Genomic DNA, 11,661 nt, shown 5'->3' on the forward strand with positions numbered 1-11,661 from the left:
GGATGATTCGGGCCGTGTCAATGGTGGGGCACGTCGAAGGCGGCCAGCCGCTCGCGCAGCTCCGGCAGCTGGTCCATGTCGATCTCGCGGAACATGCGCTCGGCGAGCTCGACGTTGCCGCGGGCCTCGGCGAAGAGCCCGGCCGCCAGATACGCCTCGGCCAGGGACAACTGGACCTCGGCCTGCATCACCCGTTTGCCCGCGCCGGCCCGCAGCACCCGCATCGCCTCCCGGCGATCGGCGATCGACTCCGCATGCGCACCGAGCAGCTGGTAGGCCAGGGCCCGGCTGTCCAGCGTGGCGCCCTCCACGTCCGGGTTCTGGACCGGGCCGCCGGGCGGGAGCGTCGCGAAAATCTCCAGTGCTTCCTGGCAGTGGGCCAGGCCGCGCGCGGGATCGCCGAGCCGGATCGCGCTCCACCCCAGATTGTTCAGCGCGCTGACCTGGAAGATCGGCTGGTTGCTCCGCCGGTAGTGGGCCAGCGCCTCGGTGGCCAGCACGATCGCCGCTTCGTCACCGCCCGGCTCGCCGCCGTTCGTCCGCAGGGTCGCGATGTCGATCGACACGTCGGCGATGCCGTCCTGGTCACCGGTCTCCTGGCACAGCCGCAGCGCCTCGTCCAGGTGCCGGGCGGCGCCCGGATACTGATGAAAGCACTCGAGCAGCAGGCCGAGGGCATGATGCAGATGCCGCTGGGCCTCCCGATCCCCGGCCGCCCGGGCCGGTGGCAGCTCTCTCTCCTGCAACCGGATCCCGTCATGCCACCGGCCCCGGCGATGGAGAAAGGTGCCGATCGCGCAGGTCAGCTGCCATCGCTGCCGTTCCAGACCGAGCGACCGGGCGGTGTCCAGGGCGGCGCACAGGTTCGCGTACTCCCGCTCGAGCCATTGGTACGCCGCCCGGCTGTCCGCCGGACGGTCCACCACCGTTCCCGGCAGCGGTCCGGGCAGGCGGACCCGGGCCAGCCGGGGTGCGAGCAGCCGGACCGCGACGTACGCGGTCTGCAGATAGTGATCGATCAGGCGCAGCCGGGCCGCGTCGCCGTCCGGCGCGTGGCCCGCCGCCAGCTCCCGCGCGTAGGCCCCCAGCAGGTCATGCATGTGGAATCGGCCCGGCACGTGCTCGGACACCAGGTTCGCGCCGGCCAGCTCGGTCATGGCCGCCCGCGCGTCGGCGACCGGCCGACCGAGCAGGCTCGCGGCCGCGTACACCTCGAGATCGGGCCCGCCGTGCACGCTGAGCAGGCGGAACAGCCGGGCGGCGCGATCGTCGAGCGCACGGCAGGACCACGAGATCACCGCCCGGGCGTCACCGGCCGGTTCCCCGCCGGCCAGCAGGTCCAGCGGCGCCTCCGCGGCTGCCAGGTCGTCCGCCAGCGCCTCGAGCGGGAACGAGGCCCGCGCCGCGCCGCGGGCCGCGGTCACCGCCAGCGCCAGCGGCAGCCGGGCGCACCGGCGGACGATCTCCCGGGCCGCTCCGGCGGCCCGGGTCACGCGGTCGGCGCCGAGCCGGCTCACCAGCAGCGCGATGGCCGCTTCCTCGGTGAGCAGGCCGAGCGGCACCAGCCGGGCGCCGTCGGTGACCGCCAGCGTGGTCATCTCCGGCCGGCTGGTGATCACCGTCCGGCAGCCCGGCGCGCCCGGCAGCAGCGGCCGCACCTGTTCGGCGCTGCGGGCATTGTCGAGCACCAGCAGCACCCGCCGATCGGCCAGCAGGCTGCGGAACAGGGCGGCACGCGCGTCCAAACCGCCCGGCATCCGCTCCGGCGCTCCGCCGAGAGCCTCGATGAGCTCCTGGAGCACCTCCTCGGGCACGGCGGGAACCGGCGAGGCGTCGAAGCCCCGCAGGTCGCAGTAGAGCTGCCCGTCGGGGAAGTGGGCAACGGCCCGATGGGCCCAGTGGACCGCCAGCGTCGTCTTGCCCACCCCGGCGGTGCCCTGCACGACGGCGATCCGGGGGCCGTCGTCATCGGACAGCAGCATGTCGAGCGCGCCGGTCTCGCGCTCGCGGCCGACGACCGGCACCGGCGCCGGCAGCTGCCGCGGCACGATCGGGGCCCAGCCGGCCGGCGCCGGAGCGGCGGCCGGAGCCGGCGCCGGCGTCGAGCGGAGGATCTCGAGGAACCGGTCCTGCAGGGCCGGCCCGGGATCGAGGCCGAGCTCGTCGGCGAGCAGGGCGGCCGTCCGGCGATAGATCGCGATCGCGTCGCTCTGCCGGCCGTGCCGGCTCAGCGCCAGCATCAGCGACGCGACCAGGCGCTCGCGCAACGGATGACGGTCCGTCACGGCGGACAGCTCCTCCAGGACGGCCGCGGACGCCCCGACCGCGACCTCGCACTCCAGGCATTCCTCCAGCGTCGTCAGCCGCATCTCGTCCCACCAGTCGGCCTGCTCCCGCATCGGCCCCTCGAGTCCGGCGAGGGCCGGGCCACGCCACAGCGCGAGGCCCGCCCGGAACGCCCGCGCCGCCTCGGCCGGACTGCCGGCCGCGGCCAGACGCCGGCCCTCCTCGACCGCACCCCGGAACCGCCAGGCGTCGATGCGCTCGTCGGGCACGCACAGCCGGTAACCGCCGGGCTCGGTCCGCAGCGAGCCCCAGGACGGGATCCGGCCGAGCGCGCGGCGCAGCGTCGAGACGGCCATGTGCACCTGCCGCTGCGCGGTGGCCGGTGGCGCGTCGCCCCACACCGCGGACATGAGCTGGTGGCTGGGCACCATGCGATTGCTGCTCAGCAGCAGCGCGGCCAGGACGTGCCGCTGACGGCTCCCGCCCAGATGGACGATCTCTCGATCGGCGAGCACCTCCACCGGCCCGAGCAGAAGAAAGTCCGTGTCCCCCGACATGGATCGAATTCTATGTATCGGCCGGCCGGTCCGGGGTCCTCGCTCCGATACCCGACAAGGGGAACGTCGAGACATCCATGCCGGACGGTGAGGATCACACACCCAGGACGCGGGGGAACAACCATGCGGAACCGTCGAACAGCGGCGATCGTCGCCGGACTCCTGCTCGTCGCCGGGCTGGCGGCGCCGGCGAGCCGGGCAAGCGCCGTCGTGCACTGCGAGAGGTCCGGCTGCGACGGCCGGAACCTCGCCGACACCGACTGCAGCGATCAGGCGTACGCGATCAACGGCGTCACGGCCTCCACGGGGGTAGGCCGTATCGACCTGTGGTACAGCCCGACCTGCCATGCGATGTGGGCCATCTTCACCATCACCGACGAAGGCGGCTTCGTCACCGAGGGATACCTGCAGACGCAGCCCGAGTACGGCGGCGTCAACCAGACCGCCTTCACCGCGACCATCTACAAGAACCACGGCGCCACCAGCACCCTGGTCGACTTCCAGCAGTCGGTGCAGGCCTGCTTCGGCGGCGAGAGCACGTGCACGGCATGGCGATGATCTCACTCACGGGGGAAAGAATGCGTCCGACATCGACGAGATCGCGGCTGATCGCGATCGCCGCCGCCCTGTCCCTGACCGTGCCCGCCCTCCCCGGCGAGGCGATGGCCTCGCCCGCATCCGGCACCGACGTACTGGTGACCGGGGCGGGCGACACCGAGGGTTTCCACCTCTACGTCGCCCGCGAGAAGGACGGCTTCGCCTGGTCGACGCTGGCCACCCTGACCTCCAGCGCCCTGGACGTCGGCCCGTGGATGGGCGAGGTCTGCGTGACCGGCTCGGGCCGGTACGCGGTCGCCGTCTTCGCGCCGAAGAAGGCCAGCAACCGGCCGGAGCTCATGATGGCCGGCGGCCTCGCGGCCGTCGTCGACACGAGCACCGGCCGCGCGAGATACGTGGCCGGCGGGGTGGAGCTGTCCTACTTCAACCCGGCGTGCGGTCCGGACGATCGGGTCCTGCTGACCCGCGGGACCGGCGACGAGTTCGGCCGCGACACCGAGCTGCTGACCGTGGACGCGGCGGCCGGCACGGTGACCGGCACCCGCCGGATCAGCGGGCAGATCACCACGCCGGCGCCGGGGCCGGACGGCGACTACGCCATCGCCGGCCGCAACCTGGTGAAGGTCGGCGCGGCCGGCGAGCTGACCCGGGTCGCCACGATCGCGGGACAGCCGTTCGCGGTCCGGGCCACCGCCGGGTCGGCCGTCGATGTCGTGTCGGTCGACGGGGGCCGGGCGGTCGCGAGCCGGCTGGCCGGCGGCACACTGGTCCGGACCGCCACCGGCCCGGTCGGCAAGCTGCAGCTCTTCGGCCGGCGGGGAGGCACGAACGCGCTGGTCGGCCAGGTCGAACGGGTCACCGCCGTGCCGGAGCTGCGCGTGGTGGCCACCGACCGGCACGTCGAGGCGGTCTCGGCCGAGGGGCGCCTGATCGCCGAGGAGGTCTACAGCGGGCAGTCGGCCCGGTCGGTGACCGCGCCGCTGGACCAGGCCTCGGACGAGTACGCCGGAGTCGTCACGGTGAAGGTCCGGGCGACCGCGAGCGGGCGGCGCGGCGGCGGCCCGGTGGCGCGGACCGCGGCGCCGAAGCTGGACGTCGACCTCGGCGCCCGGGCCACCGTGGCGTCGCCGGTTCTCGACCCGTCCTGCGCCGTGCCGCGCAACGATCCCACGGTCCAGCCGTTGCAGCCGAGCGCGGACCAGGTGGAGTGGGCCATCGACCAGGCGGTGCACGGCCGGCTGACCGTCACCCGGCCGACCAACTATTTGAAGGCGGCGCTCGGCCCGTACCAGCCGCAGCAGCTCTTTCCGCTCAGGAGCCTGACCGGTGGTGGCACGGTTCCGGCGAACGTGATGCTCGGCGTCGTCGCCCAGGAGACCAACATGTCGCAGGCGTCCTGGCACGTGGTGCCCGGCGACACCGGCAATCCCCTGATCGGCAACTACTACGGCAACGGCGGCAACCTCGACGTCATCAACTACGACAAGGCCGATTGCGGGTACGGCATCGGGCAGGTCACCGACGGCATGCGGGTGAACGACAATCTCTGGGACCACACGCAGAAGCGGGCCATCGCCGTCGACTACGCCGCCAACATCGCCGCGAGCCTCAACATCCTGATCGACAAGTGGAACCAGATCCAGGCCGAGCCGGCCGAATACCGGATCACGATCAACAACAACCAGCCGCGGTACGTCGAGAACTGGTTCGCCGCGCTCTGGGCGTACAACAGCGGTTTCTATCCGTACGCGACGCGGGACACCAACCCGAAGCAGAAGGGACACTTCGGGATCGGCTGGCTGAACAACCCGGCCAACTACGCCGCCGACCGCAATCCGTTCCTGCGGACCACCATGGCCGACGCCGAGCACCCGAACCGGTGGCCCTATCCGGAGCGGGTCCTGGGCTGGGTCGAGACCCCGCAGTACAAGGGCTACCCGATTTCGACGCCGGCGTATTCCGAGCCCGACTACGGCGACAACACCCCGTTGTATCTCGGGCAGCGCGTGCTGTCGCTGCCGGGCGTGTGGGACTTCTGCGGGACGGTCAACAACTGTTCCGAGGCGAGCGGCGGCTGCCCGGCGGTCGACGAGTCGTGCTGGTGGCGCGGGCCGGTGACCTTCGCCGACTGTGCGGGCGGGGAATGCTCGACCGAGCACCTCGGGTTCTCGCTCGGCTCGGCCGAACCCGGCGTCAAACGCATCTACGACCGGGACTGCTCGGACTTCAACGGGTGGGCCGATCCGCAACGCGACGCCACCAAGAAGGTGTCGGTCGTCTACAGCCTGAACAACACCGCGCAGCACAACCTGGGCTGCGAGGGGGTCGAACCCCAGAACGGCAAGTTCACCCTGCGGCTCGGCGACCCGGCCGGCTATCCGTCGGTGGCGCCCTACGCGGCGGTCGACCTGCATCAGATCGGCGCGGGCTACAAGGGGCACTCCTGGTTCACGTACCTCTATCCGAGCAACAAGCCGACCCGCCGGGTCGTCGGCTCGTGGACACCGGACCTGGATCTCGCGCCCGGCACCCGGGCGAACTACGCCATCGTGGCGCACCTGCCCAGCCACGGCGCCGACGGCTACGGGTCCTACGTGATCACCCGGGGCGCCGTCAACACCGAAAGGCCGCCGGAGTGCCCCATCAACTTCCACGACGAGACCCAGTCGGACATCCCCCTGAAGCTCGGTTCGCCCAAGTGGGTCTATCTCGGCACGTACAACCTGGGCCGCGGCGCGCAGGTCCAGATCGACAACAACCAGGTCGTGCAGGACTCGGGTGAGGACAGCGTCGCCTTGGACGCGATGGCGTTCGTCCCCCTCGCCAACCGCACGAGCAAGAGCTGCGGCACCGACTACCCGAACTAGACGAACGGAGGAACCGGCTATGTCCCGATCTCGGACGACCAGCGTGTTCGCGGCGGTGGTGACCCTGGTGCTCGGCGTTCTGCTGGCGCCGGCCACGCCCGCCCTGGCCTACTCGGGCCCGTACCAGATCAAGTTCGAGCACTCCGGCAAGTGTCTCGATCTCTACCAGAACCGGCCCTACGACGGCGCCAAGGTCCAGCAGTGGACCTGTGCCTCGCCGAGCTCCTCGAACCGCAACCACCAGCAGTGGGTCTTCGAGTGGACCAGCGGCGACGCCGCGCGGATCCGGAAATGGAACACCGATTACTGCCTCAGCGCCTCCGGCGGCGACGGCGAGCCCGTCTACCTGTGGAGCTGTGGCGGGAGCGTGGTGTGGAAGGGTTACAAGATGCACGGCGGCCCGCCGGACTGGTACAACATGACCGGCTACAGCGGGCAGTACTGCATCGACATGCCGCACAGCTCGCAGGCCGACGGTCAGCAGCCGCAGCTGTGGTCGTGCGTGAACAGCAGCTCCAACCAGCACCTGACCTGGTACCCGTACTGAGGCGTGCGGGCCGGCCGGATGTCACCGGGCGTGTGCCGTCACCTGCTGGATGAGTCGATCCCTGATGCGGAGCGCCTCGGATGTCTTGCCTTTCGGGTACGTGACCAGCACCTCGGCCCAGGTGCCGGTGCTGACCGCGACGGCAGCGTTGGTGACGTAGACCGTCACGCCTCGGCCGCCGCCGTCGTCCGTGATCGCGGTGATGCCGTTGACCAGCCTCGTCGACACGCCCTTTCCGTGGGGCACGCCGGAGTTGCTGGTCGCGGCGTCGGCCAGGGAACCGTCCCACAGCGCCACGTCGAACGTGTACTTCGCGCCTTCGGACTTGCACGAGTGGGGGTAGTTCTTGCCGAGGGTGAGCGGGGTTCCGTCGACCAGCTTCGCGGCGGACGGGTCGAGGAGGTCGCAGACATTCGCCTGCGTCACCGGGGAACGCCCGGATCGCAGGCCGTCCAGTTGTACGCCGGGACGGGGCCCGGCGGGTACCGCCGGCGAGGGAGCCAGCGTGCCCGACGACAACCGGCCGGCGATCGTCCTCGCCTCGGCCGACGCCACGTGCAGATCCCACAGCGACATCTCGTCGCCGGGGCCGGCGAAGGTCAGCCGGACGGTACGAGCGGGACCGATCGAAAGGTAAGCCTCCGCCCGGAAATCGGGATCGGCCGGACTGTTCCCGAGAACGGTGATGACGTCGACGCCGCCGGACTCGCCCGGCTCGATGTGGCGGTTCAAGCCGTCGTTCTTCGCGACCGTGTCCAGAACCGCCGGCAGCGCTCGGTCGAACAGGGACACGGCGAGCGTCGCGGTACTGCGGTCGCCGTAATGGACCTCGCAGACGGACTTCGCACCCAGCGACGACGTCCGGTTGTTCCGGGAGACGGCCGGTGGCACGTCGGGCACGCTCACCAGGTCGTCCGGCGCGACCAGCTGACACGCGTCGGACACGGTCACGCCCGGCGCTGACGCCGCCGGTCGGGCGCTCGCCAGGACGGCGGGGGAGGGCGACGACGAGTCGAAGGCGGCCGCCGGCGCCGCGCCGGGCACGCGGGCGGCGTACGACGGGATCGCATTGCTCTGTTGCAGTTGAACGTTCCTGGTGTGAATGGCCGGATCGAAGGCGGTGGCCGGTGCGTCATAGACGATCGCCCACCCGTTTCCGGGCGGGGCCGCGATCCAGGTGGTCTCGAGGCGGTGACGCGCATCGGCCGGTGCGGACGTCACCGGCGCGTCCCTGGCCGGGTCGACCAGCGACTTCCGGCCCGTTGTGGAGCACGGCTCCTCCGCCTCGAAGGTGACCCGGCCGGCCGCGCGATCCACTGCGACAACACAGGCGTTCCCGTACGTCTTGCCGACCTCGCCCGCGACGACACCGAGCACCGCCTCGGCCGAGCCGGCCAGGGTCGACGGCGCCGTGGCCAGCACCACCGTCACCGATTGCCGTTGATCGGCCGACCGGTAGACGGCCGTCGACCTCGACACCGGGCCGGGCGCCCAGCCCGCGGGCAACGCGAACCGGACCGCCGAACCCCGCGCGCTCTGGGCGAAGACCGTCACGGGCCGGCCCGGCGCGCTCGGCTTCGGATCGGGCGAGTCGGTGCGGTCACCGCCGCATCCCGCCGTGACGGCAACGAGCGCCGCGCCGATCCCCGCGATCTTCGTCCAGCCGGCCCGCCGCAGTCCCACCAGATCATGGTGATGTGTGCTGTCAACGAGGGCCGCGCCGTCAGCGAGGGCCGCGCCGTCAGCGAGGGCCGCGCGAAGGATGGCCCGGACCATCCTTCGCGCGGTCGCTCAGTAGAGGTCCGGACTGGTGCCGGCCGCCATGAGCGCGCTGCTCTGCACCGGAGCGCCGAAGCTCGCCTCGGTCCACAGGCGCCCGTCACTGCCCTGGAAGGCGAGGATCCAGGGCGCGACCGACGGCGTCGTGCCGGCCGCCACGCCGACCGTCCAGCTCTCCTGGAACGAGATGTCCGGGGTGACTCGCCACAGCGCGCTGGTGACCGCCCGGAAGGAGACCTGGATCTCGCCCGACCCGTCCGGCCCGATCAGCCCGTCGGCGCCCGCACCGGGCCCGGCTCCGGGCGTCAGGTTCAGGGCGATGCGGGGGTTGGTGCGCTTGACCGAGTTGTACGTGTAGAGCACATGGTCGGCCGACTGGTAGGCGACCGCGACACCGTCCAGCAGCGAGGTCGAACCGATGACGGCGATGCTGGGGCTGGTGGCCGGATCCATCGCCACACCGGGACAGGAGTTCTGTCCGTCGCCGGTCAGCAGGCACATCAGGTTCCCGCTCGGCGTCTGGTACGCGATGACCGCCTCCCGGGAGAAGTTCAGCGGCCGGCTGATGCTGGGGCTGTTGCGCATCGGCAGGGTGCTGTCGACGGGACTGCTCCCGACCACGTACGTCCAGAGGTGGCCGTTGGTCCCGCGGTAGGCGACCTTCACCGCACCCGCCAACGTGGACGACGCGCTGGGACTGGTCCCCGCCGCCATCCGGATTCCGGTGTTGGTGGGCACGCCGGTCACGAGGTCGAGCAGCCACAGGATTCCGGTGTTGGCCTGGAACGCGATGGTGGTGCGGCACCCTCCGCAGAACATGACGGCGGACGGGCTCGTGCGTGCCGCCATGCCGAGGCCCTGGTCGTGCGGCGTCCCGGCGGTGTCGAGCGTCCACAGATCGCCGTTCGATCCCTGGAACGCCACCGCGAACGTGGGCGGCGGAGGCGGATCCGGGGGCTCGTCGGCCTGGGCCGGGGTCGCGGCCAGGGCGACCGTCAATCCCGCCACCGCCGCCGCCGCGCCCCACAGCCTTCCGCGCCACCGGCCCCGGATTCGTCCGGACGATTCGCGCACCGGTCTGGTCATCTGTGCCCTTCCTTCGCGTCCGTTGCCCTTTTTTGGGCATCATGTGCCGCTGGCGTCAGCTTCCTCGGCGTGCTGACACCGGGCTGAAGCGGCGCTGAAACGAGGCGCGCATCGCGCGGGAACAGTGCACTGAAATAGTGTTATGGATCGTCGGTCCCGTTCCTTCATTGAGGTCGTGGGAGCGCTCCCGTAGCATTCCTGGCGCGACCCGCTTGCAATGACGCACATGAATGCGTCAGTCGCTATTTCCCGGGTGGAGGAACGGACCATGGCTCGATCGAGAGCAACCAAAGCCGCCCTGGCGTCGGCCGGTGTTCTGGCGGTGGCGTCGGCGGCGGTTGCCGTCGCCCTGCCGGCCGGCGCCGCGACCGCCGGCTGCGCGGTGAGCTACGCGGTGTCGTCGCAGTGGCAGGGCGGTTTCGGCGCCGATGTGTCGATCACCAACCTCGGTGACTCCCTGACCGGCTGGACGCTGACCTGGTCGTACGGCGCCGGTCAGACCGTCACGCAGGCCTGGAACGCCACGCTGGCCCAGAGCGGCAGCGCGGTCACCGCCACGAACGTCGGCTACAACGGCGCGGTCCCCACCAACGGCACCGTCTCGTTCGGCTTCAACGGCTCGTGGACGGGCAGCAACCCCTCTCCCGCGAGCTTCTCGCTGAACGGCGTGGCCTGCACGGGAAGCACGTCGCCGACGACGGGCCCGACCTCCGCCCCGACCTCCGCCCCGACCTCCGCCCCGCCCGCCACGTCGCCCGACATCGTCGTCAACACCGCCACCAAGTACCAGACGATCGACGGTTTCGGGGCGGCCGTGTCCATCTGGGGCAGCGCCTGGTCGACGGCCGAGACGCAGACCCTGGTGGGGCTCGGCGCCAACCAGCTCGGCCTGTCGATCGTGCGGACCGGGATCTCGCCGGTCTCCGGGGAGTGGGCGACCCAGGCGAGCGCCTTGAAGACCGCGAAGTCGTACGGGTCGGGGGTGAAGATCCTCGCCTCGCCCTGGACCGCGCCGGCGGCGTGGAAGACCAACAACAGCCGCACCAACGGCGGCTCGCTGAAGACCGACTACTACGACGACTATGCGAACCACCTGAACAGCTACGTCCAGTACATGCGCGGCCAGGGCGTGGCGATCGATGTCACGTCGGTCCAGAACGAGCCCGACTGGGCCCCCGCGTACGACTCGATGACCTGGACCGGCGCCCAGCTCCGCGATTTCGTGCGCGACCAGGGCGCCAAGGTGCAGAACACGAAGCTGATGGTCGCCGAGGCGGTGAACCTGAACTACGGCCTCACCGACCCGGCCCTCAACGATGCGGGCGCCCGCGGCAACATCGGCTACATCGGCGGACACCTGTACGGCACCGAGGACGCGGGCCGGCTGAAGCCGTACCCCCTGGCCGATCAGTACCAGAAGCCGGTGTGGATGACCGAGTGGAACTTCCACGAGGCGGCCGGCGACACCTCCACCGCATGGGCCGACGCCGGTAACCGGGCGGTGTGGGACGAGACCCTCGACGACGTCATGCGTACGGTCGGCAAATCGATGGAATCGAACTGGAGCGCCTACATCTGGTGGTACGGCAAGCGCTTCTACTCCTTCATCGGCGACGGCAGCGCCGGTACGGCCACCGGCGCCCCGCTCAAGCGCGGTTACGCGTTCGCCCAGTACGCCAAGTACGTCCGTCCCGGCTACCAGCGGGTCGGCCTGACCAAGGACGCCAAGACGTCGCCGCTCGAGGTGACCGCGTACCAGGGCGGCGGAAAGATCACCCTGGTGATCCTCAACCGGTCGGCGAGCGCGGTCAACGGCGCCGTTCTCCAGGCGCCCCAGACCATCGCCAAGGCCGAGCACTACGTCACCTCGCAGACCGCGAGCGCGGCCGCCCAGCCGACCGCGGTGAACGGCGGGCAGGTCACCGTCAACGTCCCGGCCCGCAGCATCTCCACGGTCGTGCTGACTCTCTGACACTTCCCC

Annotated in this window: 7 protein-coding genes; 4 read left to right on the forward strand and 3 right to left on the reverse strand. The window is 71.2% G+C overall.

The genetic code is table 11. The features are described from left to right. Positions 1–17: 17 nt before the first annotated feature. A complete protein-coding gene (locus tag ACZ6TB_RS41325) occupies positions 18–2,843 on the reverse strand; it encodes an AfsR/SARP family transcriptional regulator (protein WP_465564852.1) in 2,826 nt (941 codons plus the stop codon). 123 nt (positions 2,844–2,966) lie between these two features. Between ACZ6TB_RS41325 and ACZ6TB_RS41330 the strand changes: the two genes are divergently transcribed. From ACZ6TB_RS41330 to ACZ6TB_RS41340, 3 genes are read left to right on the forward strand one after another with little or no spacing between them, the layout of a single operon-like run. Next, on the forward strand, positions 2,967–3,401 hold the full coding sequence (locus ACZ6TB_RS41330) for a DUF2690 domain-containing protein (protein WP_465564855.1): 435 nt from the start codon (positions 2,967–2,969) through the stop codon (positions 3,399–3,401). Positions 3,402–3,421: 20 nt separating this feature from the next. Continuing rightward, positions 3,422–6,268 carry a hypothetical protein gene (locus tag ACZ6TB_RS41335; RefSeq protein WP_465564857.1) on the forward strand — a complete coding sequence of 949 codons (2,847 nt, stop codon included), beginning with the start codon at positions 3,422–3,424 and terminating at the stop codon, positions 6,266–6,268. A gap of 19 nt (positions 6,269–6,287) precedes the next feature. Beyond that, the gene (locus ACZ6TB_RS41340; protein WP_465564860.1) at positions 6,288–6,815 is read left to right on the forward strand and encodes an RICIN domain-containing protein; all 528 of its coding nucleotides are present in this window, start codon (positions 6,288–6,290) and stop codon (positions 6,813–6,815) included. Positions 6,816–6,836: 21 nt separating this feature from the next. Here the strand turns inward: ACZ6TB_RS41340 and ACZ6TB_RS41345 are convergent, their stop codons facing one another. Together ACZ6TB_RS41345 and ACZ6TB_RS41350 are read right to left on the reverse strand one after the other, a co-directional pair. Continuing rightward, positions 6,837–8,498 carry a hypothetical protein gene (locus ACZ6TB_RS41345; RefSeq protein WP_465564862.1) on the reverse strand — a complete coding sequence of 554 codons (1,662 nt, stop codon included), beginning with the start codon at positions 8,496–8,498 and terminating at the stop codon, positions 6,837–6,839. A gap of 108 nt (positions 8,499–8,606) precedes the next feature. Then, positions 8,607–9,680: a hypothetical protein gene (locus tag ACZ6TB_RS41350; RefSeq protein ID WP_465564865.1), complete on the reverse strand. Its 1,074-nt coding sequence runs from the start codon at positions 9,678–9,680 to the stop codon at positions 8,607–8,609. Positions 9,681–9,948: 268 nt separating this feature from the next. Here ACZ6TB_RS41350 and ACZ6TB_RS41355 point away from each other — a divergent pair, with 268 nt between their 5' ends. Next, positions 9,949–11,652, forward strand: a complete 1,704-nt coding sequence (locus ACZ6TB_RS41355) for a cellulose binding domain-containing protein (RefSeq protein ID WP_465564867.1) — start codon at positions 9,949–9,951, stop codon at positions 11,650–11,652. Positions 11,653–11,661: the final 9 nt, after the last annotated feature.

It is taken from the genome of Actinoplanes sp. NPDC051537, assembly GCF_055586105.1.